General features: G+C 70.2%; 21 protein-coding genes and 2 tRNA genes. 19 read left to right on the forward strand and 4 right to left on the reverse strand.

Features of this window, described 5'->3' with window-relative positions; all coding sequences use genetic code 11:
- Nucleotides 1-336 precede the first annotated feature (336 nt).
- Nucleotides 337-1,809 (reverse strand): amino acid permease, encoded by a 1,473-nt coding sequence (locus ACIRQF_RS31710; RefSeq protein ID WP_389758763.1) that lies wholly within the window; start codon nt 1,807-1,809, stop codon nt 337-339.
- Nucleotides 1,810-2,005: 196 nt separating this feature from the next.
- Here ACIRQF_RS31710 and ACIRQF_RS31715 point away from each other — a divergent pair, with 196 nt between their 5' ends.
- Nucleotides 2,006-2,500, forward strand: coding sequence for a ribose-5-phosphate isomerase (locus ACIRQF_RS31715; RefSeq protein ID WP_365340029.1), 495 nt, complete (start codon nt 2,006-2,008; stop codon nt 2,498-2,500).
- Nucleotides 2,500-3,309 carry an Fpg/Nei family DNA glycosylase gene (locus ACIRQF_RS31720; RefSeq protein WP_404097590.1) on the forward strand — a complete coding sequence of 270 codons (810 nt, stop codon included), beginning with the start codon at nt 2,500-2,502 and terminating at the stop codon, nt 3,307-3,309. The genes ACIRQF_RS31715 and ACIRQF_RS31720 overlap by 1 nt, the downstream gene beginning before the upstream one ends.
- A gap of 8 nt (nt 3,310-3,317) precedes the next feature.
- Here the strand turns inward: ACIRQF_RS31720 and ACIRQF_RS31725 are convergent, their stop codons facing one another.
- A complete protein-coding gene (locus ACIRQF_RS31725) occupies nt 3,318-4,547 on the reverse strand; it encodes a GNAT family N-acetyltransferase (protein WP_404097593.1) in 1,230 nt (409 codons plus the stop codon).
- Between the two features lie 107 nt (nt 4,548-4,654).
- Here ACIRQF_RS31725 and ACIRQF_RS31730 point away from each other — a divergent pair, with 107 nt between their 5' ends.
- From ACIRQF_RS31730 to ACIRQF_RS31740, 3 genes are all read left to right on the forward strand, one after another.
- Complete coding sequence (locus ACIRQF_RS31730; protein WP_382484794.1) at nt 4,655-5,800, forward strand: PP2C family protein-serine/threonine phosphatase; 1,146 nt, start codon at nt 4,655-4,657, stop codon at nt 5,798-5,800.
- A gap of 190 nt (nt 5,801-5,990) precedes the next feature.
- A complete protein-coding gene (locus ACIRQF_RS31735) occupies nt 5,991-6,464 on the forward strand; it encodes an HD domain-containing protein (RefSeq protein WP_382484800.1) in 474 nt (157 codons plus the stop codon).
- Between the two features lie 158 nt (nt 6,465-6,622).
- Nucleotides 6,623-6,817, forward strand: a complete 195-nt coding sequence (locus ACIRQF_RS31740) for a hypothetical protein (protein WP_365720842.1) — start codon at nt 6,623-6,625, stop codon at nt 6,815-6,817.
- A 53-nt stretch (nt 6,818-6,870) separates the two neighbouring features.
- Here ACIRQF_RS31740 and ACIRQF_RS31745 read toward each other — a convergent pair.
- A tRNA-Gly gene (locus tag ACIRQF_RS31745) sits at nt 6,871-6,941 on the reverse strand.
- Nucleotides 6,942-7,074: 133 nt separating this feature from the next.
- On the opposite strand from ACIRQF_RS31745, the gene ACIRQF_RS31750 reads away from it, so the two are divergent.
- From ACIRQF_RS31750 to clpX, 5 genes are all read left to right on the forward strand, one after another.
- Nucleotides 7,075-7,151, forward strand: a tRNA-Pro gene (locus ACIRQF_RS31750).
- Nucleotides 7,152-7,297: 146 nt separating this feature from the next.
- On the forward strand, nt 7,298-8,677 hold the full coding sequence (gene tig / locus ACIRQF_RS31755) for a trigger factor (protein ID WP_376630454.1): 1,380 nt from the start codon (nt 7,298-7,300) through the stop codon (nt 8,675-8,677).
- A 273-nt stretch (nt 8,678-8,950) separates the two neighbouring features.
- Nucleotides 8,951-9,568, forward strand: coding sequence for an ATP-dependent Clp protease proteolytic subunit (locus ACIRQF_RS31760; protein ID WP_376630452.1), 618 nt, complete (start codon nt 8,951-8,953; stop codon nt 9,566-9,568).
- A gap of 63 nt (nt 9,569-9,631) precedes the next feature.
- On the forward strand, nt 9,632-10,294 hold the full coding sequence (locus ACIRQF_RS31765) for an ATP-dependent Clp protease proteolytic subunit (protein WP_376630450.1): 663 nt from the start codon (nt 9,632-9,634) through the stop codon (nt 10,292-10,294).
- A 156-nt stretch (nt 10,295-10,450) separates the two neighbouring features.
- Nucleotides 10,451-11,734 carry an ATP-dependent Clp protease ATP-binding subunit ClpX gene (gene clpX, locus ACIRQF_RS31770; RefSeq protein ID WP_360309418.1) on the forward strand — a complete coding sequence of 428 codons (1,284 nt, stop codon included), beginning with the start codon at nt 10,451-10,453 and terminating at the stop codon, nt 11,732-11,734.
- Nucleotides 11,735-11,816: 82 nt separating this feature from the next.
- Here the strand turns inward: clpX and ACIRQF_RS31775 are convergent, their stop codons facing one another.
- Complete coding sequence (locus ACIRQF_RS31775; protein WP_404097600.1) at nt 11,817-12,785, reverse strand: hypothetical protein; 969 nt, start codon at nt 12,783-12,785, stop codon at nt 11,817-11,819.
- Between the two features lie 138 nt (nt 12,786-12,923).
- Here ACIRQF_RS31775 and ACIRQF_RS31780 point away from each other — a divergent pair, with 138 nt between their 5' ends.
- From ACIRQF_RS31780 to mrdA, 9 genes are all read left to right on the forward strand, one after another.
- Nucleotides 12,924-15,545 carry a valine--tRNA ligase gene (locus ACIRQF_RS31780; protein ID WP_389758741.1) on the forward strand — a complete coding sequence of 874 codons (2,622 nt, stop codon included), beginning with the start codon at nt 12,924-12,926 and terminating at the stop codon, nt 15,543-15,545.
- Nucleotides 15,546-15,785: 240 nt separating this feature from the next.
- Nucleotides 15,786-16,925, forward strand: coding sequence for a sensor histidine kinase (locus ACIRQF_RS31785; protein WP_404097603.1), 1,140 nt, complete (start codon nt 15,786-15,788; stop codon nt 16,923-16,925).
- Nucleotides 16,926-17,143: 218 nt separating this feature from the next.
- Nucleotides 17,144-18,670, forward strand: a complete 1,527-nt coding sequence (locus ACIRQF_RS31790) for a bifunctional folylpolyglutamate synthase/dihydrofolate synthase (RefSeq protein WP_404097606.1) — start codon at nt 17,144-17,146, stop codon at nt 18,668-18,670.
- 4 nt (nt 18,671-18,674) lie between these two features.
- Nucleotides 18,675-19,031: a DUF4233 domain-containing protein gene (locus ACIRQF_RS31795; RefSeq protein WP_376630438.1), complete on the forward strand. Its 357-nt coding sequence runs from the start codon at nt 18,675-18,677 to the stop codon at nt 19,029-19,031.
- A gap of 65 nt (nt 19,032-19,096) precedes the next feature.
- Nucleotides 19,097-19,510 carry a nucleoside-diphosphate kinase gene (gene ndk / locus ACIRQF_RS31800; RefSeq protein ID WP_376630436.1) on the forward strand — a complete coding sequence of 138 codons (414 nt, stop codon included), beginning with the start codon at nt 19,097-19,099 and terminating at the stop codon, nt 19,508-19,510.
- Between the two features lie 293 nt (nt 19,511-19,803).
- Nucleotides 19,804-20,823, forward strand: a complete 1,020-nt coding sequence (locus ACIRQF_RS31805; protein WP_046905593.1) for a rod shape-determining protein — start codon at nt 19,804-19,806, stop codon at nt 20,821-20,823.
- A gap of 99 nt (nt 20,824-20,922) precedes the next feature.
- A complete protein-coding gene (gene mreC, locus ACIRQF_RS31810) occupies nt 20,923-21,948 on the forward strand; it encodes a rod shape-determining protein MreC (RefSeq protein ID WP_404097611.1) in 1,026 nt (341 codons plus the stop codon).
- Nucleotides 21,945-22,613: a rod shape-determining protein MreD gene (gene mreD, locus ACIRQF_RS31815; protein ID WP_376630432.1), complete on the forward strand. Its 669-nt coding sequence runs from the start codon at nt 21,945-21,947 to the stop codon at nt 22,611-22,613. The genes mreC and mreD overlap by 4 nt, the downstream gene beginning before the upstream one ends.
- Nucleotides 22,614-22,632: 19 nt before the next feature.
- On the forward strand, nt 22,633-24,885 hold the full coding sequence (mrdA, locus tag ACIRQF_RS31820; RefSeq protein ID WP_376630430.1) for a penicillin-binding protein 2: 2,253 nt from the start codon (nt 22,633-22,635) through the stop codon (nt 24,883-24,885).
- The last annotated feature ends 1 nt before the right edge of the window (nt 24,886 follow it).

Consider the following 24,886-nt stretch of genomic DNA (forward strand, 5'->3'; position numbering starts at 1 on the left):
GGCCGGGCGGATCGCGCCGGACGTGGCCGGGCGGATCGCGCCGGACGTGGCCGGGCGGATCGCGCCGGACGTGGCCGGGCGGATCGCGCCGGACGTGGCCGGGCGGATCGCGCCGGACGTGGCCGGGCGGATCGCGCCGGACGTGGCCGGGCGGATCGCGCCGGACGTGGCCGGGCGGATCGCGCCGGACGTGGCCGGGCGGATCGCGCCGGACGGCCTGCCGGGCGGGGACGCCGGACGGCAGGGCGCCGGACGCGCAAAGGCTCTCCGTTCCCGAACCGGTCGGTGTACGGAGAGCCTTCGCGGCTGCCTGACGGTTCACGTCAGGCGGTGGGGTCAGACCTCGTCGGTGAGCTCCGGCGTGCCCTTGGCCTTCACGAGCTTGTCCTTGACCAGGCCGATCGCGAGCACGAGCGCCGCGACGAGCAGCGAGAGCACGACCTGCTCACGGTTGCTGCCGCCGTCGTAGACCATGTAGCCGAGGACGAAGGTGATCATCGCGGCGGTGGCCCAGGTCAGGTACGGGAAGAGCCACATCTTCACGACCAGCTTCTCGGGCGACTCGCGCTGGATGATCCCGCGCATCTTCAGCTGGGTGAGGCAGATGACCAGCCAGACGAAGAGGGCGACGGCGCCGGAGGAGTTCAGCAGGAAGGCGAAGACGGTGTCGGGCCACTTGTAGTTGAAGAAGACCGCGACGAAGCCGAAGACCACCGAGGCGAGGATGGCCACCGTCGGCACACCGCGCTTGTTGGCGCGGGCGAAGGCCTTGGGCGCGTCACCGCGCCGGCCGAGCGAGAAGGCCATGCGGGAGGCGGTGTAGAGGCCCGAGTTCAGGCAGGACAGGACGGCGGTCAGGACGATCACGTTCATGATCTGGCCGGCGGCCGGGATGCCGATGGAGTCGAGGGCGGCGACGTACGAGCCCTTCTCGAGGATCGACTTGTCGTTCCACGGCAGCAGGGTCAGGACCACGAAGATCGAGCCCAGGTAGAAGACGCCGATCCGCCAGATCACGCTGTTGGTGGCCTTGGTGACGGCACGCTGCGGGTCCTCGGACTCGCCGGCGGCCAGGGTGACGATCTCGCTGCCCATGAAGGAGAAGACGACCATCAGGACACCGGTGAGGATCGCGCCCGCGCCCATCGGGAAGAAGCCCCCGGCGTCGGTGAGGTGCGCGAGGCCCGCGCCCGGGTTGTCCGAGCCCGGCAGCACGCCGAAGACGGCGAGGAAGCCGATGACGACGAAGGCGGCGATGGCGACGACCTTGATGCCGGCGAACCAGAACTCGAACTCGCCGTACGAGGCGACGGAGCCCAGGTTGGTGGCGGTGAGCACGACCATCACGATGAGCGCCCAGGCCCACTGCGGGACGGCCGGGATCCAGCCCTCCAGGATCTTGGCGCCGGCGGTCGCCTCGACGGCGAGCACGACGACCCAGAAGAACCAGTACAGCCAGCCGATGGTGAAGCCGGCCCAGCGGCCGAGCGCCTGGTCGGCGTAGGCCGAGAAGGAGCCGGAGGACGGGCGGGCGGCGGCCATCTCGCCGAGCATCCGCATCACGAAGACGACCATGGCGCCGACGAGCGCGTAGGAGAGCAGGATGGCGGGGCCGGCCGCGGCGATGCCGGAGCCGGAACCGACGAAGAGGCCGGCACCGATGACGCCGCCGATGGCGATCATCGACAGGTGGCGGTTCTTGAGTCCGGCCTTGAGGCCGTCGGAGCCGTTGGTGCCGGGGGAGAGCTGGGAATCACCGGTGTTTCCGGTGCTACCGCCTTCCTTCGCCAGGGTCGGCTGCGTGTTCATGAACGCTTCCTTCGTGTGGGGGGCTGGCTCGGGTCACGAGCCGGAGACATGTAACCCGGAGACCCGTCAGTACGGAAGAGCTGATTCCGGATCGTGATTCAGGACATAAGGTCCGGACCAATGGGACGGAAGTCCCGGACCAAGGTCCCGACCCCGCTGACCGCTACCCCGCACCTGGCGTGCCACACTCGTGACCATGCGCGTCTACCTCGGCTCCGACCACGCCGGATACGAACTCAAGAACCACCTCGTCGAGTGGCTGAAGGCCCACGGCCACGAGCCCGTCGACTGCGGTCCCCACATCTACGACGCCCAGGACGACTACCCGCCGTTCTGCCTGCGCGCCGCGGAGAGGACGGCCGCCGACCCGGACAGCCTCGGCATCGTGATCGGCGGCTCCGGCAACGGCGAGCAGATCGCCGCCAACAAGGTCAAGGGGGTGCGCGCCGCCCTCGCCTGGAGCGTGCAGACCGCCGCCCTCGGCCGCGAGCACAACAACGCCAACGTCGTCGCCGTCGGCGCCCGCATGCACTCCCAGGACGAGGCCACCACCTTCGTCGAGGTCTTCCTCAAGACCCCCTACTCGGGTGACGAGCGCCACACGCGCCGCATCGACATGCTCGCGGCGTACGAGACCACCGGCGAGCTGCCGCCGATCCCGGCGCACCACCCGCAGGAGCCCACCGCCTGATGCCCGAAGGGCACACCATCCACCGGCTGGCCGCCGACTACCGGGAACGGTTCGGCGGCCGGCCTGTGCGCGTCTCCAGCCCCCAGGGCAAGTTCGCCGACTCCGCCGCCCTCCTCGACGGCACCGTGCTCACGGACACCGAGGCCCACGGCAAGCACCTCTTCCTCGGCTTCCCCGGAGACGAGTGGGTCCACATCCACCTGGGCCTCTTCGGCAAGGTCGGCTTCGGGGACGCCCCCGCGCCGCCGCCCACCGACACCGTCCGGCTGCGCCTCGCGAACCCCGACGCCTACGTGGACCTGCGCGGCCCGACCACCTGCGCGCTGATCACCGACGCCGAGAAGCAGGCGATACACGACCGGCTCGGCCCCGACCCGCTGCGCGCCGCGGACGGCCCCGAGAAGGCCTGGCGCCGCGTCTCGAAGTCCCGCACGACCGTCGCCGCCCTGCTCATGGACCAGAAGGTCGTCGCGGGCGTCGGCAACGTCTACCGCGCCGAGGTCCTCTTCCGCCACGGCATCGACCCCTACCGGGCGGGCAGGGACCTGACCGAGCGGGAGTGGCGGGCGGTCTGGGACGACCTGGCCGAGCTGATGCGGGAGGGCGTCCGCCTGAACCGCATCGACACGGTCCGCCCCGAGCACACCCCCGAGGCGATGGGCCGCCCGCCCCGCGTCGACGACCACGGCGGCGAGGTCTACGTCTACCGCCGCGCGCACCTGCCCTGCCACATCTGCCACACGGAGATCCGCACCGCCGACCTGGCGGCCCGCAACCTGTTCTGGTGCCCCGGCTGCCAGACGCGCTGACCCGGACGTCAGAACCCGTGCGGCAGCCACGGCGCGACAGGTGACCCGAAGGCGACCGAGGCCTCCCGGAGCGCCCCCGGCCGCACCTCCCGCACCCGTCCCGCCGCGGCGAGCGACAGCAGCGACGCGCCACCCAGATACGCCGCGCCCAGCTCCCGCACGGACAGCGAGAGATCCGCGGCGTCCCCCGTCCGCACGCACACCGCGCCCTCCAGGTCCCCGCTCAACCGCCAACGCCCCTCGTTCCAGGGGCAGAAGGCGTCCGTGAGCTCGAACACCACGTCCACCGGGGTCTGGTAGGTCCGCGCCGCGAGCGCCGCGCCCACGTCCACCAGCCGCACGTGCAGCGCGTCCCGCAGCGTCGGCTCGCAGCGCCGAAGGTCCGTGACCAGGTGCTGCCAGGCGTCGTCCACCGGCCGGCTGCGGAACCCCACGGACGAGGTGAGGTCCACCGAGCACAGGAAGCGCCACAGCGCCGCCTCCGCCACCGGGTCGAGCCCCGCCAACTGCTGCACCGAAACAGAACCGTTGGCACCCGCGAAGGACCACTCCGGCTTGATGGCGTAGTGCGCGTACCCCACGACCTCGCCGTCCCGCTCCGCGAGCACGCACTGCCGCGGCGAGGCGCCCTCGCGGTCGCCCGGCGGGTCGATCAGCGCCAGCCGCTCCCAGCCGGGCCGCCGCTCCAGCATCCCGGGCCGCGTGGTGACCAGCCGCGCGTACACCGCCTCGGTCGCGTCGAGCGCCTCCGTCGGCGACGTCACCCGCAGCGACACCCCGTCCGTGCCCTCCGGCACCACGAGCCGCACCCGGGTCGTGTCGATCGCCCCGTGCGCCGAGTACGCGCCCACGCCGTACCCGAACCGCCCGTAGATCTCCGGCTCCGAGGCCGTGAGCACCGCCAGCGGCTCGCCCCAGGACCGCACGTCCTCCAGCTGGCGCCGCATCATCGAGGTGAGGACGCCCCGCCGCCGGTGGGTGCCGGCCACGCTGACCATCGTGACGCCGGCCGCCGGCACCACCGCGCCGCCCGGCACGGACAGGCGGAAGGTGAACGCGCCCGCCGTGCCGACGCAGCGGTCCCCTTCCCACGCGCCGATGAACCGCTCGTGCTCCGTGAGCTCCTGCCAGAGCTTCCGCTCCTCGTCGGCCTCGGGGACACCTCCGAACGCGAGTTCCAGGACGGCGTACCACTTGTCCCAATCAGCAGGGTCGAGCACCCGCAGCTCAGTCGTCATATGCCATCGATATCAGCGCCCTCCGGACCGACGCGACCCGATTTCGAATGCAATGTCACCTGGGTCCCCCTGCACGAGCTCCGATCGGGTGGATAGGGTCCAGGCCAATGGGACGTCGCGGCGGAGTGGACTCGTACGCGGCCCGGATGCGCAAGAGCGCCCACCGGGCCCGCGTCGCGCTGCGCCGATCCGGCGTCGACTACTTCCGCGGCGACGGCTCCGACTGGGTCGCCCTCGTGGGACTCCTCCTCACCGTCCCGGCCATCGCCTGCGGCACGCTCGTGAACCCCGTGTGGTGCTCTCCCGTGGCACTCGTGCTGCCGATCGTCGCCGGCGGGCTGATCCTGCGCCCGGCCAGCCTCCTCGGCCTGTACGCGGCGGCCGCGGGCGCGCTCATCGTCGAGTCCGTGGTGCTCGGCCCGTACACCCAGGGCCCGGCCCGGGTCACCCCCGGCACCGTCCTGGTCGTCGCGGCCTGCGGACTCTTCGGGCTGCTCATCGCCCAGTTCCGGGCCCGCGTCGGCGTGCCCTGGCGGCGCGGCGGCACCATGCTCTTCGACCTCCGCGAACGCATCCGCGTGCAGAGCGCGCTGCCCCGCCTCCCGGCCGGCTGGCACCACGAGATGGCGCTGCGCCCGGCCGGCGGCCAGTCCTTCTCCGGCGACTTCGTCGTCGCCGCCCGCACCCACGGCGGCCGCACCCTGGAGGTCCTGCTCACCGACGTCTCCGGCAAGGGCATGGACGCGGGCTCCCGCGCCCTGCTGCTCTCCGGCGCCTTCGGGGGACTGCTCGGCTCGCTGCCGCCGCACGGCTTCCTGCCCGCCGCCAACGGCTACCTGCTGCGCCAGGACTGGGACGAGGGCTTCGCCACCTCCATCCACCTGGTCCTCGACCTGGAGTCCGGCGACTACGAACTCCTCTCCGCCGGCCACCTGCCCGCGCTCCAGCTGCACGCGGGCAGCGGACGCTGGGAGGAGAAGGCCGCCGACGGCCCGCTCCTCGGCGTCTACGACGGCGCCGAGTTCCACCCGGTCAAGGGCTCCCTGCGCCCCGGCGACGTCCTCATGCTCTTCACCGACGGCCTCGTCGAGAGCGCCGACCGCGACATCGCCGAGGGCATCGACCGCCTCACCGGCGAGGCCGACCGCTACGTCGCCTCCGGGTTCGAGGGCGCCGCCTGGCATCTCATCGAGGCCTGCGCGAAGGACGTCAACGACGACCGCGCGCTGCTCCTGATCAGCCGCAACGGGTAGACCGCGGGTCCCGGTACGCCGACATGGACGGCGAGACGCCGTGCATCCCGGCGAACCGGGCCGGGAACCTCGTCCTGCGCACCCCCGCACGCATCCTTCCGCCGCCCGGGGACGCCCGCCTCGTGGCCCTGCGCGTCCATGCCCCGCTGACCCCGGCGCCCGGCCGCGTCGCCGCACTACGCTGGCCGCCATGACCGGCACCCCCCACCTCGGCCTCGCCGAGATCGAGGCCCTCGCCGTCGCCGCCCACGCGGGGCAGACGGACAAGGCGGGCCGCCCCTACGCCGAGCACCTGCGGGCCGTCGCCGAGGGCGTACGGACGCGGGGCGGCAGCGACGCGCAGATCGCGGCGGCCTGGCTGCACGACTCCGTCGAGGATGACGCCCTGACCGAGGCCTGGCTGACGGCGGCCGCCCTGCCGGCGGAGACCAAGGCGATGGTCCTGGCTCTCACGAAGAGGCCGGGGGAGGGGACCGAGGACTACACCCGCCGAATTCTGGCCACCCCGGGCGCGCTCCTGGTCAAGGAGTCCGACCTCGCGCACAACGCCGACCCGGTCCGGCTCGCCGTCCTCGACGCCCCGACCCGGGAGCGGCTCACCGCCAAGTACGCCCGGGTCCGGGCACTGCTGGGGCTCACGGAGCCCGGCGCTCCGACGCCGTGATCAAGACGAAATTCGTCACGTTGGCCTGATTCTTGCGCCGACGATTCGTCACCCACCCGCAGCGGGCAAGAAGTTGGTGGCACGATAGATGCGGCGGGGGTGTTCTGTGACGTGCGCTCCCGGGCGGCAAGCTTGACCGACCGAGGGTGTGATCAGTTGTGGCCATTTCACTGTCCGTGGTGCTGCTGTTGGCGATCATCATGGTGGTGCTGATCCGTGGCGGGAGCCTGAAGGCCGGACCGGCCGTCGTCGCGGTGCTCTTCGGCTTCTTCCTCGCCTCCACGGGCATGGCCGACGACATCCAGCGCTTCCTCGACTCGATAACGCAGACCGTCGGCTCCATCAAGTTCTGAGCGCGTACGTCGAAGGCCCGCCGGACTCTGTCCGGCGGGCCTTCGACGTACGGAGCGGGCGACGGGAATCGAACCCGCGTAGCTAGTTTGGAAGACTAGGGCTCTACCATTGAGCTACGCCCGCGAGCAGCGCACCGGGAGTGATCTCCGCGGCGGCACGGACGCCATCGTAGCGGGTTCCGGGAGGTCCCCGCACGTCCCTCGGAAAGTGGGGACGTCGCACCGTCCCCGTCCATGTACCCTACGTGTCGCACCGACGGGGTGTGGCGCAGCTTGGTAGCGCGTCCGCTTTGGGAGCGGAAGGCCGTGGGTTCAAATCCCGCCACCCCGACCAGCAAAGATCACGTTGTGGGGCGCGCCGCGCTTGCGGTTACTATGCAAGCTGCGTGCCCGTGTGTCTCTCTGACCGGGCCGATCGGCCGGAACCGCCACGGGCGGCGCCGCCGGAAACCAGGAATCAGCCATCAAGGAGACCGAACCGTGAAGAGCGCCGTGGAGACCCTGAACCCGACCCGGGTTCGGCTCACTGTCGAGGTGCCCTTCGAGGAGCTCAAGGACAGCCTCGACGCGGCGTACAAGAAGATCAACCAGCAGGTCACGGTCAAGGGCTTCCGTAAGGGCAAGATCCCGGCGCGTGTCATCGACCAGCGCTTCGGCCGCGGTGCCGTGCTCGAGGAGGCCGTGAACGACGCCCTCCCCAAGCTGTACACCGAGGCGGTCAACGAGGCCGAGGTCAACCCGCTGGGTCAGCCCGAGGTCGACATCACCGAGCTGAAGGACGGCGACAAGCTGGCCTTCACCGCTGAGGTCGACATCCGCCCGGCCATCGAGATCCCGGACTACTCCGGCATCGAGGTCGAGGTCGACGCCGTCGAGGTCACCGACGAGGACGTCGAGAAGTCCGTGGAGCAGCTGCGCGAGCGCTTCGCCTCCACCAACCCGGTCGAGCGCGCCGCCGCCGAGGGTGACGTCGTCACGATCGACCTCGAGGCCAAGGTCGACGGCGAGGTCCTCCCCGACGGCGTCGCCTCCGACGTCTCGTACACCATCGGTTCCGGCGAGCTGCTCGACGGCATCGACGAGGCCGTCACCGGCCTGGAGGCCGGCGGCGAGGCCACCTTCACCTCGCAGCTGAAGGGCGGCTCCGCCGAGGGTAAGGACGCCGAGGTCACCGTCAAGGTCACCGCCGTCGCCGCCCGCGAGCTCCCCGAGCTGGACGACGAGTTCGCCCAGATGGCGTCGGAGTTCGACACCCTCGACGAGCTCAAGGCCGACAGCCGCAAGCGCCTCGAGAACATGAAGCAGTTCGACCAGGCCACCCAGGCCCAGGAGCGCGTCCTGGAGAAGTTCCTGGAGCTCGCGGAGATCCCCGTTCCCGAGAAGCTGCTCGAGGACGAGATCAACACCCGCAAGCACAACCTGCAGCACCACCAGCTCGGTCAGATGGGCCTGACCCTCGAGAAGTACCTGGAGTTCCAGGGCAAGACGGTCGAGGAGTTCGACGCCGAGACCAAGGAGCAGGCGGTCAAGGGCATCAAGACCCAGTTCCTGCTCGACGAGCTGGTCTCCAAGGAGGAGCTGAACGTGGACCAGGAGGAGCTCACCGAGCACCTCATGCGCCGCGCCGCCTCCTCCGGCATGTCCCCCGACCAGTTCGCCCAGGCCGTCGTCCAGGGCGGCCAGGTGCCGATGCTGGTCGGCGAGGTCGCCCGCGGCAAGGCCCTCGCGGTCGTCGTCGAGGCCGCCAAGGTCGTCGACACCAACGGCCAGGTCGTCGACCTGTCCGACGAGGACGACGAGCAGGCCACCGAGACGGTCGAGGCCGTCACCGGTGACGCCGAGGTCGCCGAGGAGAAGTAAGGCTCACCGGGAGGCCCGCGCCTCGCGCTGAACCCCGCGCCACGGGCCCGGACGCACTGCTGTGCGCCGGGCCCGTGGACGTACCGGGATCCCCTCGGGAATCCCCTCGTGACCCGTTTATGCGTGCCCAACTACCTTGCGCTCCCAGCGAACAGTTCGGGAACCGGGATGGCGTTGTCCTACCTGCGCGTTAGGGTCCATGAATACGAGGGCACTGCCCTCCGAACGAGACGCGAGACGGCCCGTGGCCGTCGGAGACGAGCAGGTGGATACGTGACGAATCTGAAGCCTTACGCCGCGGGTGAGCCGTCCATCGGTGGCGGCCTCGGCGACCATGTCTACAACCGGCTGCTCGGTGAGCGGATCATCTTCCTCGGCCAGCAGGTCGACGACGAGATCGCCAACAAGATCACCGCACAGATGCTCCTCCTGGCCGCCGACCCGGAGAAGGACATCTACCTGTACATCAACAGCCCTGGTGGCTCCGTGACGGCCGGCATGGCCGTCTACGACACCATGCAGTACATCCCCAACGACGTCGTGACCATCGGTATGGGCATGGCGGCCTCGATGGGCCAGTTCCTGCTCACCGGCGGCACCCCCGGCAAGCGCTTCGCGCTGCCGAACACCGACATCCTGATGCACCAGGGCTCCGCCGGCATCGGTGGCACGGCCTCCGACATCAAGATCCAGGCCGAGTACCTTCTCCGTACGAAGAAGCGCATGGCCGAGATCACCGCGCACCACTCCGGCCAGACCGTCGAGGCGATCATCCGCGACGGCGACCGTGACCGCTGGTTCACCGCGGAGGAGGCCAAGGAGTACGGCCTCATCGACGACATCATCACGCACGCCGCGGGTGTTCCGGGCGGCGGCGGCACGGGCGCCTGAGCCCCGGCAGCCCGCTCCGACAGCCCCAGCCCACCGATCGCCCTCAGGATGGTGAACAGCCCCATGACCCCGAACTTCTCCGCGAGCGGCCTCTACAGCGGCCCGCAGGTGGACAATCGCTACGTCGTTCCGCGCTTCGTCGAGCGCACCTCGCAGGGCGTGCGTGAGTACGACCCGTACGCGAAGCTCTTCGAGGAGCGCGTGATCTTCCTCGGCGTGCAGATCGACGACGCCTCCGCCAACGACGTCATGGCGCAGCTGCTGTGCCTGGAGTCGATGGACCCGGACCGCGACATCTCGATCTACATCAACAGCCCGGGCGGCTCCTTCACCGCCCTCACGGCCATCTACGACACGATGCAGTTCGTGAAGCCGGACATCCAGACGGTCTGCATGGGCCAGGCGGCCTCCGCCGCGGCCGTGCTGCTCGCCGCCGGCACCCCCGGCAAGCGGATGGCCCTGCCGAACGCGCGCGTGCTGATCCACCAGCCGTCCGGCGGCACCGGCCGTGAGCAGCTCTCGGACCTGGAGATCGCGGCCAACGAGATCCTGCGCATGCGCAACCAGCTGGAGGAGATGCTGGCCAAGCACTCCTCGACGCCGATCGAGAAGATCCGCGACGACATCGAGCGTGACAAGATCCTGACGGCCGAGGACGCCCTGGCGTACGGCCTGATCGACCAGATCGTCTCGACCCGCAAGAGCACGGCCGCCGCGGCAGCCTGACGCTCGACCTTCCCTCGCCGCGGTTGGTGTGGCCGAATTCCATCCATGCCAACCGCGCCAAGGGGGGCCCGAACGGGGGGCCCGGCAAGGTACCGTCGAATATGAGGCACCAGGAGTCGCTGAACCAAGCGCTCCCAGGCGAAGGGGAAGCACCTCGTGGCACGCATCGGTGATGGCGGCGACCTGCTCAAGTGCTCGTTCTGCGGAAAGAGCCAGAAGCAGGTGAAGAAGCTCATCGCAGGCCCCGGTGTGTACATCTGCGACGAGTGCATCGACCTCTGTAACGAGATCATCGAGGAAGAACTCGCCGAGACGAGCGAAGTGCGCTGGGAAGAGCTTCCCAAGCCCCGCGAGATCTACGAGTTCCTCGAGGGCTACGTGGTCGGCCAGGAGCCGGCCAAGAAGGCCCTCTCGGTCGCGGTGTACAACCACTACAAGCGCGTCCAGGCCGGCGAGAACGGCGGCGGCGCGGGCCGTGACGACGCCATCGAGCTGGCGAAGTCCAACATCCTGCTGCTGGGCCCCACGGGCTCCGGCAAGACGCTGCTGGCCCAGACGCTGGCCCGCATGCTCAACGTGCCGTTCGCCATCGCCGACGCGACGGCGCTGACGGAGGCGGGCTACGTCGGCGAGGACGTCGAGAACATCCTGCTCAAGCTGATCCAGGCGGCCGACTACGACGTCAAGAAGGCCGAGACCGGGATCATCTACATCGACGAGATCGACAAGGTCGCCCGTAAGAGCGAAAACCCGTCGATCACGCGCGACGTCTCCGGCGAGGGCGTGCAGCAGGCCCTGCTGAAGATCCTGGAGGGCACCACGGCCTCCGTCCCGCCGCAGGGCGGCCGGAAGCACCCGCACCAGGAGTTCATCCAGATCGACACGACGAACGTGCTCTTCATCGTGGGCGGCGCCTTCGCCGGCCTGGAGAAGATCATCGAGTCGCGGGCGGGCGCCAAGGGCATCGGCTTCGGGGCGACCATCCGCTCCAAGCGCGAGATCGAGGCCAGCGACCAGTTCCAGGAGGTCATGCCGGAGGACCTGGTGAAGTTCGGGATGATCCCCGAGTTCATCGGCCGTCTCCCCGTCATCACCTCCGTCCACAACCTGGACCGCGAAGCCCTCCTGAAGATCCTCGTCGAGCCGCGCAACGCGCTGGTGAAGCAGTACCAGCGCCTCTTCGAACTCGACGGCGTGGAGCTGGACTTCGACCGCCCCGCCCTGGAGGCCATCGCCGACCAGGCCATCCTCCGCGGCACCGGCGCCCGTGGCCTGCGCGCCATCATGGAGGAGGTCCTCCAGTCGGTGATGTACGAGGTCCCGTCCCGCAAGGACGTGGCCCGCGTCGTCATCACGGCCGACGTCGTCCGCAACAACGTCAACCCGACGCTGGTCCCGCGGATCGTGAAGAACGACGGCAGGCACGAGAAGAGCGCGTAGCGGCACAGCGTACATAGCGAACGAAAAGGGGCGCCCCGCCGGTCCACCGGCGGGGCGCCCCTTTGTCGTGTCCTGGGCCCGATCAGGCCTTGACGCGGACTTCCTTACGGAGCTTGGCCGTCGTGGCGGCGGCGGTCGCAGGATCGGTGCCCTTGCCGGCGAGCATCGAGGCCATGTCCATCGGGATCACGAAGCCCAGCGTGCTGTGGTCGCCCCACACGCACACCGTCATGGTGAACTCCTTCGGGCCGGGGCTGGTGTCACCGGTGTCAGGCTTGCTCTTCATCTGCTGGCACTTGAGGATCGCGCCGTCGAGTTCGGCGGGAGAGTACGACTGAGGCTCACCGATGAGTTCCGCCTCGCCCTTCTTGTCCTTCGAGGCCTCCGCCTTCATGTTCGCGAAGACGCCGTCGACGACCTTCTCGGGGTCGTCGATCTGGCCGTAGACGCCGCCGAACTGGAGCAGCTTTCCGGCCAGCGGGTTCGCGTCGTCCTTCACCTGGTACGAGGCCTTGACCTGCTTGGCGTTCTTGACGCCGTTCTTCTCGGCGTCCTTGAGGAAGTCGTCGTCATCGCTCGACTGGCTCTCGTCCGGGGACTTCTTGTACTCGCCGAGCACCGTCTCCGGCGTGATCAGCTTGTGCGGGCCGTCGTCCGCGACGCTGGAGCCGCCCCCGCCGCCCAGCACGAAGTATGCGCCCACTCCGATCGCCGCCACCACGGCGATGCCGCCGATGATCCAGCCGGCCGGGCTCTTCTTGCCGGCCGGCGGCGGGGGCACGTAGCCGCCCGGGCCCTGCGGGGCGCCGTACGGGGGCTGCTGGGGCGGCTGGCCGTAGGGGCCGGGCTGCTGGGGCTGCTGCGGGTAGCCGTACGGCTGCTGCGGCGGGACGCCCTGCGGGGCCTGCTGCGGGTAGCCGTAACCGGGCTGCGGGGCCTGCGGCTGGCCGTACGGCCCGGGCTGGGGCTGCTGGCCGTAGGGACCCGGCTGGCCGTAGGGCCCGGGCTGCTGCGGCTGGCCGCCGTACGGGCCCGGCTGGTTGTAGCTCATGGACAGGTTCCCCTCACAGGATGTTTATGCCTGGCGAACATCCTGTCGGAAGCCGGGCACCGCCGGGACGGTGGGGGGCACACCGTTACCGAACAATCGAGTTTCTGTGGCGGCCCGGGACACCCCTAAACTGGCCCCGTGACCGAGAACACTCAGCAGCAGACAGCAGCCACCACCGAATTGCCGACCCAGTACACGCCGGCCGAGGTAGAGGGGCCGCTGTACGAGCGCTGGGTAGAGCGCGGGTACTTCGAGGCGGACGAGAAGAGCGACAAGCCGCCGTACACGATCGTCATCCCGCCGCCGAACGTCACCGGCTCGCTCCACCTGGGCCACGCCTTCGAGCACACGCTGATCGACGCCCTCACCCGCCGCAAGCGCATGCAGGGTTACGAGACGCTGTGGCAGCCCGGCATGGACCACGCCGGCATCGCCACCCAGAACGTCGTCGAGCGTGAGCTCGCCAAGGAGGGCAAGTCCCGCCACGACCTGGGCCGCGAGGCGTTCGTCGAGCGCGTCTGGCAGTGGAAGGCCGAGTCCGGTGGCCAGATCTCCGGCCAGATGCGCCGCCTCGGCGACGGCGTCGCCTGGTCCCGTGAGCGCTTCACCATGGACGAGGGCCTCTCGCAGGCCGTCCAGACCATCTTCAAGAAGCTCTACGACGACGAGCTGATCTACCGCGCCGAGCGGATCATCAACTGGTGCCCGCGCTGCCTCACCGCGATCTCCGACATCGAGGTCGAGTACCAGGACGACGACGGCGAGCTCGTCTCCATCCGGTACGGCGAGGGCGACACGGAGATCGTCGTCGCCACCACCCGCGCCGAGACGATGCTGGGTGACACGGCCGTCGCCGTCCACCCGGACGACGAGCGCTACAAGCACCTGGTCGGCACCGAGATCGAGCTGCCGCTGACCGGCCGGCGCATCCCGGTCGTCGCCGACGAGCACGTCGACCCCGAGTTCGGCACCGGCGCCGTCAAGGTGACGCCGGCTCACGACCCGAACGACTTCGAGATCGGCCAGCGGCACGACCTGCCGTCGATCGCCGTCATGGACGAGCACGCGGTCATCACCGTCCACGGCCCCTTCCTGGGCCTGGACCGCCTGGAGGCCCGTTCCGCCATCGTCGCCGCGCTGCGCGCCGAGGGCCGGATCGTCGCCGAGAAGCGTCCGTACACCCACTCCGTCGGCCACTGCTCGCGCTGCAAGACCACCATCGAGCCGCGCCTGTCCATGCAGTGGTGGGTCAAGGTCGGCCCGCTCGCGAAGGCGGCCGGCGACGCGGTCCGCGACGGCAAGGTCAAGATCCACCCGCAGGAGATGGAGAAGCGGTACTTCGACTGGGTCGACAACCTGCACGACTGGTGCATCTCGCGCCAGTTGTGGTGGGGTCACCGCATCCCGGTCTGGTACGGCCCGAACGGCGAAGTCGTCTGCGTCGGCCCGGACGAGCAGCCGCCGGCGGGCGAGGGCTGGCACCAGGACACCGACGTCCTCGACACCTGGTTCTCCTCCGGCCTGTGGCCGTTCTCCACGCTCGGCTGGCCCGAGCAGACCGAGAGCCTCGCGAAGTTCTACCCGAACTCCGTCCTGGTCACCGGCTACGACATCCTCTTCTTCTGGGTCGCCCGGATGATGATGTTCGGCCTCTACGCGATGGACGGCACCCCGCCGTTCCACACCATCGCCCTGCACGGCATGGTCCGTGACCAGAACGGCAAGAAGATGTCGAAGTCCTTCGGCAACGTGGTCAACCCGCTGGACTGGATGGACCAGTACGGCTCCGACGCCGTCCGCTTCACCCTGGCCAACGGCGCCAACCCCGGTGTCGACGTCCCGATCGGCGAGGACTGGGTCAAGGCCTCCCGGAACTTCGCCAACAAGATCTGGAACGCCACGCGCTTCGCGCTCATGAACGGCGCGACGATCGAGGGCGAACTGCCCCCGGTCGAGCAGCTGTCCGCGACCGACCGCTGGATCCTGTCCCGTCTCAACAAGACGGTCGCCCAGGTCGACGCGTACTACGAGGACTACCAGTTCGCGAAGCTCAGCGACGCGCTCTACCACTTCGCGTGGGACGAGGTCTTCGACTGGTACGTCGAGCTGTCGAAGACGACGTTCTTCGCCGGCGGCGAGCAGGCCAAGGTCTCCGGCCGGGTCCTCGGCGAGGTCCTGGACGTCATGCTGCGCCTGCTGCACCCGATCGTCCCGTTCGTCACCGACGCGCTGTGGACCACGCTCACCGGGCGCGAGTCCCTGGTCATCGCCGAGTGGCCGACCGACAGCGGCTTCCGCGACGAGGCCGCCGAGTCGGAGATCGAGAACCTGCAGCAGGTCGTCACCGAGGTGCGCCGCTTCCGTGCCGACCAGGGTCTCCAGCCCGGCCAGAAGGTCCCGGCCCGCCTGGAGCTGGACGGCACGCCGCTCGCGGCGCACGAGGCGGCCATCCGTCAGCTGCTGCGCCTCCAGCCGGAGGGCGAGGGCTTCGCCGCCACCGCCTCCCTGCCGGTCGCCGGTGCGACGGTCTCGCTCGACCTGTCGGGCACGATCGACGTCGCCGCCGAGCGCAAGCGCCTCGCGAAGGACCTCGCCGCGGCGGAGAAGGAGAAGGCGCAGGCCGAGGGCAAGCTCGGCAACGAGGCCTTCCTGGCCAAGGCGCCGGACAACGTGGTCGACAAGATCCGCACCCGCCTCGCCAAGGCGGACGAGGACATCGCCCGCATCCAGTCCCAGCTGGAGCGCCTGCCGCTGGCCTGATCGCCGGCCGGCACGCACGGCCTGACGCGCCGAGTCCGACGAAGGGGCCCGGAACCATGGACGGTTCCGGGCCCCTTCGCGTACGTGTGTACGTATGCGCGCGGCCGTCGTCACTCGTGGCCCGGGTGCTTCGGGCGCAGGTCCGGGCGAAGTGACATTGCGGGCAAAGTGCCCGATCTCACAGCAGACGGGACTTCAGGTCCATCATCCCGGGACCAAGGACCCGGGATGATGGAAGGCATGCTTCCCCTTCCCAGCCGGTCCGCGCTGCGCCGCTGCGTGGACCGGTGGGCGGCGTCGCCCCGCGCGCTGGACGTCGTGGCCGCGCTCAGCGCCTTCGGCCTCATGGTCCTGGACGTGCCGGGGCTCGCCCGGGAGGACAACTCGCTCACCGGGGTCACCGCCACCCTGGTCCTCGCGGCCGGCGCGGCCACCCTGGTGCTGCGGCGGCGGGCGCCGTGGGTGCCGTTCGTGGTGGCGATCGCCCTGATGGGCTGGCTGCACGAGCTGACGATGATCCAGTTCGCGCTGTACTCGCTGGGCCGCCTCCGGGGACGGCGGACCGCCGTCCTGGCCACCCTCCTGTACGTGGGCGCCGCCTACGCCTACTTCAACACCCCCGGCTGGCCCGCCCGGCACGGCGAGACCCTCAGTGACTTCCTGAGCCTCGTCGTCCCCATCGGCGTCCTCGCCGCCGGCGTGGGCATCGCCGCCTACCGCCACGACCTCGTGCGCGCCCTGGAGGCCCAGCGCCGCGAGTCCGCCGCCCGGCAGGCCGTCCAGGAGGAGCGGATCTCGGTCGGACGGGACGTCCACGACCTGGTGGGCCGCGAGCTGACCGTGCTCGCCGTGCGGGCCGAGGTGCTCGCCGTACGGGCCCGGGGAGAGGCGTACGGGAAGGACTTCGAGGAGCTCGCCGAAACGGCCCGGCGCGCCCACCACATGCTCAACGAGACCCTCGTGCGGCGCGCCGACGGCGGCGCCACGCCGGGCCTCGACGGGCTCGCCGCGCTGGCGGAGGAGAGCGAGCGGATGGGCAGTCCCGTGGACGTCCACGTGGCCGAGGAGGCGAAGGCGCTGTCTCCCCTGCGGCAGGCGGCCGTCCACCGGGTCGTGCAGGAGTGCCTGACCAACGCGGCCAAGCACGCCCCCGGCCTGCCGGTGAGCGTGATGATCACGGTCGGGGGCCCCGTGCTGCGCATCGAGGTCCGCAATCCGCTCTCCCCGAGCCCGCCGGACCGGGCGCCGGTGTCGACCGGCACCGGCCTGTTCTCCATGGAGGAGCGGGTCACGAGCATGGGCGGCACGCTCGACGCCCGCCGCGAGCGGGGCGCGTACGTGGTCACGGCGACCCTCCCGGCAGGCCTGACGGACCGCTAGGGGTGCCGGCCCGGTCCGGCCGGCCCGGTCCGGCCGGCCCGCGCCCGACGAGGGCGATGCCCCGCCCGCGGGCGTAGAGGAGGGTGTGGGCGGTGCCGAGATCGACGCCTATGTCCATGATCGCCAAGTTTGCCGCGCGGCTCTCGTGGACGGGGGACCGAAGGTGCCGAAAGGGGTGGGTCCGTGGTCCTGTCGGTACCGCTCCGTAGACTGGACGCGTGAGTGAGCCGAGCGACCCGCGCGACCAGTTCGACGACAGCGACCAGGGCGACCTGTTCGACGACATCGTCGACACCGAGACCGAACGCGATCCGGACCTGGCGGTGATCGAGGCCGGCAGCCGCACCCTGCGCGCCATGGCCGGTCCGCCGCAGGGCGACCCGGTGCCCTCGCGTCCCGCCGACCCCGAGGTCGACAAGGCGCTGCGCGAGGTCGAGACCGAGCTGTCCACCCGCTGGGGCGAGACCAAGCTGGAGCCCTCGGTCACCCGGATCGCGGCCCTGATGGACGTCCTCGGCGAGCCGCAGCGCGCGTATCCGTCGATCCACATCACGGGCACGAACGGCAAGACCTCCACGGCCCGCATGATCGAGATCCTGCTGGGCGCCTTCGACCTGCGCACCGGGCGCTACACCTCGCCGCACGTGCAGACCATCACCGAGCGGATCAGCCTGGACGGCGCCCCGATCGACCCCGAGCGCTTCGTCGAGACGTACCAGGACATCAAGCCGTACGTGGAGCTCGTCGACGCCCGCGAGGAGTTCCGGCTCTCGTTCTTCGAGGTCCTCACCGGAATGGCGTACGCGGCCTTCGCCGACGCCCCGGTCGACGCGGCCGTGGTCGAGGTCGGCATGGGCGGTACGTGGGACGCCACCAACGTCATCGACGCCGCGGTCGCCGTCGTCACCCCGATCGACCTCGACCACACCGACCGGCTCGGCGACACGCCCGCCGCGATCGCCGGCGAGAAGTCCGGGATCATCAAGCAGGGTGCGACGGTGATCCTCGCCCAGCAGCCGGTGGACGCGGCCCAGGTGCTCCTGAAGAAGGCCGTCGACGTCGACGCGACCGTGGCCCGCGAGGGCATGGAGTTCGGTGTCGTCTCCCGTGAGGTCGCCGTCGGCGGCCAGCTCCTCACCCTGCGCGGCCTGGGCGGCGAGTACGACAACGTGTTCCTGCCGCTGTACGGCGCGCACCAGGCGCACAACGCGGCCGTGGCGCTCGCCGCCGTCGAGGCGTTCTTCGGCATCGGCTCGGAGCACGCCCGCACCCTGGACGTCGAGACGATCCGCCGGGCCTTCGCCCAGGTCGCCTCGCCGGGCCGCCTGGAGGTCGTGCGCTCCTCGCCCACGGTGATCCTGGACGCCGCGCACAATCCGCACGGCGCCCGCGCGACGGCCGACGGCATCACGGAGTCCTTCGGCTTCTCCCGGCTCATCGGCGTGGTGTCCACGAGCGCGGACAAGGACGCCCGCGGCTTCCTGGAGGCCTTCGAGCCGATCTTCGCGGAGGTCGTCATCACGGCCAACTCCAGCCCGCGGGCCACCGACGTCGACGCGCTCGCCGCGATCGCGGTCGAGGTCTTCGGCGAGGACCGGGTCGTGGTCGAGCCGCGGCTCGACGACGCCATCGAGGCGGCGATCACGCTGGCGGAGGAAGAGGACGAGTACGCGGGCGCGGGCGTCCTCGTGACCGGTTCGATCTTCACGGTCGGCGACGCCCGACTGCTCCTGAAGCGAGGCTGAGCCGATGCGCGTGCTGTGTTCCTCGACGCTGATCGGCGAGTTCTTCGTGATCGGCTTCGCCGGGCTGGTCGCCATGAAGGACGACACGCTGGCGATGTCGACGGTGTGGTGGGTCTGCGGGATCGCCATGGTCCTGTCGGTGCTGCTGTGCGGGATGATCACCCGTCCGGGCGGCGTCCAGCTGGGCTGGGCGCTGCAGGCCGCGCTGGTCGCCAGCGGCTTCGTCGTGCCGATCATGTTCTTCCTCGGGGCGGTCTTCGCCGTCCTGTGGTGGGCCTCCGTGCACTACGGGCGCCGGATCGACACCATCAAGGCCGACTGGGCGGCACGCCAGGAACCCGCAGGGCCTGACGCTGCGTGACCGGGGCCGGTGCGGGCCCTGTATGTTCGGAGGCCCGCACACCGTTGTCTGAAGGAGTTCCCACCGTGAGCCAGCGCACGCTCGTCCTGCTCAAGCCCGACGCCGTCCGCCGTGGCCTGATCGGCGAGATCATCGGCCGTATCGAGCGCAAGGCGGGCTGGACCATCGCGGCCCTGGAGATGCGCGAGCTGGACCAGGAGACGCTGGAGCAGCACTACGGCGAGCACAAGGGCAAGCCCTTCTACGAGCCGCTGATGGGCTTCATGGCCTCCGGCCCGGTCGTCGCGCTCGTCGTCGAGGGCGAGCGGGTCATCGAGGGCCTCCGTACGCTCGCCGGCCCGACCGACCCGATCGCCGCCGCCCCCGGCTCCATCCGCGGCGACTTCGGCACCATCGTCCGCGAGAACCTGATCCACGCCTCGGACTCCGAGGAGTCCGCCACCCGTGAGCTGAAGATCTTCTTCCCGGGTCTCTCCTGACCCCTGTGCTGACCGGGCGTCAGCCGATCAGCGCCATGACCGGGGGGCGACCGAAGGAATTCGGCCGCCCCCAGGCATATGAACGTCGATGCCGGGAACGGATGGCCGCGTCATTCCGTCACCTATACAGAGGTGGCCTGGGGTGGTCCGCCGCGCGGTATCCGGGCGGGCGGCACTACGATGGAAAACTCCACGCCGTACCACCTTCAGCCACCACCTCGCCGACCTGAGAAGCCGTCAACGCTCCGATAGGGAAGGCCCGACGCATCCTCATGGGAAACAAGGGGAACTCAATGTCGTTCATCGGCCGTGACATGGCTGTCGACCTCGGGACCGCCAACACGCTGGTGTACGTCAGGGGTCGAGGCATCGTTCTGAACGAGCCGTCCGTCGTCGCCATCAACACCAACACCGGAGGCATTCTCGCGGTCGGTGCCGAGGCGAAGAAGATGATCGGCCGGACGCCCGGCAACATCGTGGCCGTCCGCCCGCTCAAGGACGGCGTGATCGCCGACTTCGAGATCACGGAGCGGATGCTCCGCTACTTCATCCTCAAGATCCACAAGCGCCGCTACCTGGCCCGCCCGCGCGTCGTGGTCTGCGTGCCCTCCGGCATCACCGGAGTCGAGCGCCGCGCCGTCATCGAGGCCTCCACCCAGGCCGGCGCCCGTCAGGTGCACATCATCGAGGAGCCCATGGCCGCGGCCATCGGCTCGGGCCTCCCGGTGCACGAGGCCACCGGCAACATGGTCGTGGACATCGGTGGCGGCACCACCGAGGTGGCCGTCATCAGCCTCGGCGGAATCGTCACGGCACAGTCCATCCGGGTGGCCGGCGACGAGCTCGACAACGCGATCATCCAGCACATCAAGAAGGAGTACTCGCTCCTCCTCGGTGAGCGCACCGCCGAGCAGATCAAGATCACCATCGGGTCCGCCTACGACCTCGACCAGGACGAGCACACCGAGATCCGCGGCCGCGACCTGGTCTCCGGCCTGCCCAAGACCGTCGTCATCTCCGCCGCCGAGGTCCGCAAGGCCATCGAGGAGCCGGTCAACGCCATCGTCGACGCGGTCAAGACGACGCTCGACAAGTGCCCGCCCGAGCTCTCCGGTGACGTCATGGACCGCGGCATCGTTCTCACGGGTGGCGGCGCCCTGCTCCGCGGGCTCGACGAGCGCCTCCGTCGCGAGACCGGCATGCCGATCCACATCGCCGAGGACCCGCTGGACTCGGTGGCCCTCGGCTCCGGCAAGTGCGTCGAGGAGTTCGAGGCGCTGCAGCAGGTCCTCGACGCCCAGCCGCGCCGCTGACCCGCACCACCGTACGGACAACTCCATCGAACCCCCCGGGCCCCGGCCCGGGGGCCTGTCACCACCCTGTCGATTCGAGGAAGGGCACGGCCGCCGCACGTGAGGGACACACGAGAGAGCCGGCTGCTCCTGGTGCTGCTGATCGCCATCGCGTTCGCACTGATCACGGTGGACATCCGAGGAGGCCAGGAGTCGCCGGTCGACGGTGCCCGACAGGCCGCCGCCGCGGCCTTCGGTCCCGTCGAGAACGGCGTCGCCTCGGCGGTCGACCCGATCGGCAACGCCATAGGAGCGGTTCGCGACTCCGGGGAACGGCACAACCGCATCGCGGCCCTGGAACAGGAGAACGCCGCCCTCAAGGCCAAGCTCGGCAGCGACGACCGCAACCGCAACCGGCTGCGTGAGCTCGACGCCATGCTGAAGACCGCCGGCGCCGGCCAGTACGGCATCAAGGGCGCCGAGGTCATCGCCATAGGAGCCGCCCAGGGCTTCTCCTGGACCGTCACCATCGACGTCGGCGCCCGCGACGGCATCCGCCGCGACATGACCGTGCTCAACGGTTCCGGGCTCGTCGGCCGCGTCACCACCGTGGGCCCCTCGACGTCCACCGTGCTGCTCGCCAACGATCCCGACTTCACCGTCGGCACCCGTATGGAGAAGTCCGACGAGCTCGGCTTCGCCACCGGGCAGGGTGACCGCCCGCTGCTCGTCCAGCTCCTCAACGGCAAGGCCAAGGTCAAGGCCGGCGACCGGCTCGTCACCTTCGGCTCGCAGGCCGACAAGCCCTTCGTGCCCGGCGTGCCCGTCGGCGAGGTCGTCCGCGTCGACCCCTCGGGCGGCGGCCTGACCCGCAACATCTACGTCCGCCCGTACGTCGGCTTCACCAAGCTCGACATCGTCGGCGTCGTCGTCCAGGCCCCGCGCACGGACCCGCGCGACATGGTCCTGCCGCAGAAGCCCAAGCCGGCCCCGACCGTCACCGTCACGGTCACCCCCACGCCCACGGGCGGAACGCAGGACCGGAACGACGGACAGAAGCCGAACCAGGCCCTGCCGCCGGGCGACCAGCCCGCGCAGAAGCCCGAGGAGACCCAGCAGCCGCAGGACCAGGGGGAGACACCGTGAAGTTCAACCGCATCCTCCTCTCCGCCGTCCTGGTCGTCGTCGCGATGGTCGTCCAGGTCTCCGTCCTCGCCCGCCTCCAACTCCCCGGCGCCGTCCCCGACCTCGTCCTGCTCACCGTCGTCGGCCTCGCCCTCGCGTACGGACACGTCACCGGCGCCCTCGTCGGCTTCACCGCCGGCCTCCTCGCCGACCTCGCCCCGCCCGCCGACCACGCCGCCGGGCGCTACGCCCTCGTGCTCTGCGTCGTCGGCTACCTCTGCGGCCTGGCCCGCCCCGAGAACGGCCGGCTGAAGTCCGCCACCGGGCCCATGACCGTGGTCGTCGTCGCCGCCCTCGGCTCCACCCTGCTCTACGCGGGCGTCGGCGCCCTCGTCGGCGACACCGCCGCCCGCCATGTCGGCCTCGGCTTCCTGCTGTTCACCGCGGCCCTCTACGACCTGCTCCTCGCGCCGTTCACCGTGCCGCTGATCATGGCGCTCGCCCGGCGCGCCGACAACGACCCGCTCGCCGAGGCCGGCGGGGCCAACGGAGCCGACGTCGCCTCCGGCTGGCTCTCCTCAGGGACCGGCCTGAGAATCGGCAACCAGCGCGGCGGCCTTCGCGTCAAGGCCGCCCGGACCCGCGCCTCACGCGCCGGACGCATCAAGGGAGTCAAGCGACTGTGACCGAGGGGGCAACGGCAGCATGAGCAACATCCCCGAGACCGGGCGGACCCCCCGGGTCCAGATCCGGCTCGTCGTCATTCAGGTCCTCGTCTTCTCCCTGCTCTTCACCCTCGGCGGACGCCTCTGGTACCTCCAGATCCGCAACGGCAAGGAGTACACCGACGAGGCGAAGAGCAACCACGTCCAGCAGGTCGTCCAGCCCGCCGTACGCGGCTCCATCCTCGACGCCCGCGGCGTCCCGCTCGCCGACAACGAGACCCGCCTCGTGGTCTCCGCCTCGCGCACCGAGCTGATGAAGATGAAGGACGACGGCAAGGCCGTCCTCACGCGGCTCGCCGCCGTCCTCGGCATGAAGCCGCTCGACGTCATCAACAAGATCCGGCTCTGCGACTCCAAGACCCCCAAGCCCTGCTGGAACGGCTCGCCCTACCAGCCGATCCCCGTCACCGACGAGGCCACCACCCAGCAGGCCCTGCAGATCCGCGAGCGTGCCGAGGACTTCCCCGGCATCACCGCCGAGCCCGCCGCGGTGCGCCGCTACCCGGCCCCCGGCAAGTCCCGTACCTCGCAGGTCCTCGGCTACCTCTCGCCCGTCACCGACGGCGAGATCGAGAAGGCCAAGGACAGCGAATCGCCCTACCTGCGCTCCGACCAGGTCGGGCGCTCCGGCCTGGAGCGCACCTACGACAAGCAGCTGCGCGGCAAGGCCGGCGTCACCCGCTACGAGGTCGACAACCTCGGCCGGGTCATCGGCCAGGCCAAGAGCGACCCCGCCGAGCCCGGCGCCAACGTCGTCACCTCCATCGACGCCCGCGTCCAGGCGGTCGCCGAATGGGAGCTGCACAACGCGATGGTCGAGGCCCGCAAGACCTTCGACAAGAACACCAACGAGAACTACAAGGCCGACGCCGGCGCCGTCGTCGTCATGGAGGCCAAGACCGGCCGGATCGTCGCCATGGCCTCGCAGCCCGACTACGACCCCAACGCCTGGGTCGGCGGCATCTCCGCCAAGGACTACGCGGCCCTCACCGGCAAGGACTCCAACTTCCCCCTGCTGAACCGGGCCATCCAGGGCCAGGCCGCCCCCGGCTCCATCTTCAAGGTCATCTCGACCGCCGCCGCCGTCAACGCGGGCTACGACTTCGACGGGCGCTACCCGTGCACCAGCTCGTACTCCATCGGCAGCCAGGTCTTCAAGAACTTCGAGTCCCAGAACCACGGCCCCATCAGCCTCGGCCGCGCCCTCGAAGTCTCCTGCGACACCGTCTTCTACGCCCTCGCCCACCAGCAGTGGATCAAGGACGGCGGGATGAAGCCGAAGAAGAACCCGGGCGACTGGTTCTACAAGACGGCCCATCAGTTCGGCCTCGGCGCCGAGACCGGAATCGACCTCCCCAACGAGGTCACCGGCCGCGTCCCCGACCGCCAGTGGAAGCAGAAGTTCTGGGAGGACAACAAGGACTGGTGGTGCAAGTACGGCAAGAAGGGCGGCACGTACGTCCAGCAGCTGTCGTACGAGAACTGCCTCGAAGGCAACCTGATGCGCGCCGGTGACTCGGTCAACTACTCCATCGGCCAGGGCGACACCCTCGTCACCCCCATCCAGATGGCCACCATCTACGCCGCCATCTCCAACGGCGGCACCCTGTGGAACCCGTCCGTCGGCAAGGCCGTCATCAGCGCCGACGGCAAGAACGTCAGCGAGATCAAGCCCAAGTCGCACGGCAGGCTGCCCTTCAACGCGGAGACCCGCGACTTGATAGACGAAGCCCTCGCGGGAGTCGCCACCCGTGGTACGGCCGCCTGGCGCTTCGGCGGCTGGCCGCAGGACAAGATCCCGATGCACGCCAAGACGGGTACCGCGGAGGTCTACGGCAAGCAGACGACCTCCTGGTTCGCCACGTACACCAAGGACTACGCGATCGTCATGACGATCGCCCAGGGTGGTACCGGCTCCGGCGCCTCCGGCCCCGCCGTGCGCAACATCTACGACGCGCTGTACGGACTCGACGACGCCGGCAACCAGGACCTGAAGCGGGCCCTGCTCCCGCAGCCGCAGAAGGCCCTGCCGAGGATCGAGGCCGACGGCTCCATCGACGCGCCCCGGATCACGCCCTACGACCCCGAGGCGCAGAAGGTCGACCCCAACGACCCGACGAAGCCCGCGACCACCCAGCCCGGCGGCACCCCGCCGCCCGACCCCGACAAGCCGGCGAAACCGGACGACGACCCGCGACTCGCGGGCCCGCCCGCCGCCCGAGGGAGGCTCTGAA

Origin of the sequence: Streptomyces sp. NPDC101191 (assembly GCF_044767915.1) — a bacterium.
In the GTDB taxonomy this organism is placed as follows: domain Bacteria; phylum Actinomycetota; class Actinomycetes; order Streptomycetales; family Streptomycetaceae; genus Streptomyces.

What these genes read in the sequence shown, in the direction of transcription:
- ACIRQF_RS31710 (WP_389758763.1), bottom strand. Translation starts at nt 1,809, where the DNA reads ATGAACACGCAGCCGACCCTGGCGAAGGAAGGCGGTAGCACCGGAAAC.
- ACIRQF_RS31715 (WP_365340029.1), top strand. Translation starts at nt 2,006, where the DNA reads ATGCGCGTCTACCTCGGCTCCGACCACGCCGGATACGAACTCAAGAAC.
- ACIRQF_RS31720 (WP_404097590.1), top strand. Translation starts at nt 2,500, where the DNA reads ATGCCCGAAGGGCACACCATCCACCGGCTGGCCGCCGACTACCGGGAA.
- ACIRQF_RS31725 (WP_404097593.1), bottom strand. Translation starts at nt 4,547, where the DNA reads ATGACGACTGAGCTGCGGGTGCTCGACCCTGCTGATTGGGACAAGTGG.
- ACIRQF_RS31730 (WP_382484794.1), top strand. Translation starts at nt 4,655, where the DNA reads ATGGGACGTCGCGGCGGAGTGGACTCGTACGCGGCCCGGATGCGCAAG.
- ACIRQF_RS31735 (WP_382484800.1), top strand. Translation starts at nt 5,991, where the DNA reads ATGACCGGCACCCCCCACCTCGGCCTCGCCGAGATCGAGGCCCTCGCC.
- ACIRQF_RS31765 (WP_376630450.1), top strand. Translation starts at nt 9,632, where the DNA reads ATGACCCCGAACTTCTCCGCGAGCGGCCTCTACAGCGGCCCGCAGGTG.
- ACIRQF_RS31775 (WP_404097600.1), bottom strand. Translation starts at nt 12,785, where the DNA reads ATGAGCTACAACCAGCCGGGCCCGTACGGCGGCCAGCCGCAGCAGCCC.
- ACIRQF_RS31785 (WP_404097603.1), top strand. Translation starts at nt 15,786, where the DNA reads ATGCTTCCCCTTCCCAGCCGGTCCGCGCTGCGCCGCTGCGTGGACCGG.
- ACIRQF_RS31795 (WP_376630438.1), top strand. Translation starts at nt 18,675, where the DNA reads ATGCGCGTGCTGTGTTCCTCGACGCTGATCGGCGAGTTCTTCGTGATC.
- ACIRQF_RS31805 (WP_046905593.1), top strand. Translation starts at nt 19,804, where the DNA reads ATGTCGTTCATCGGCCGTGACATGGCTGTCGACCTCGGGACCGCCAAC.
- mrdA (WP_376630430.1), top strand. Translation starts at nt 22,633, where the DNA reads ATGAGCAACATCCCCGAGACCGGGCGGACCCCCCGGGTCCAGATCCGG.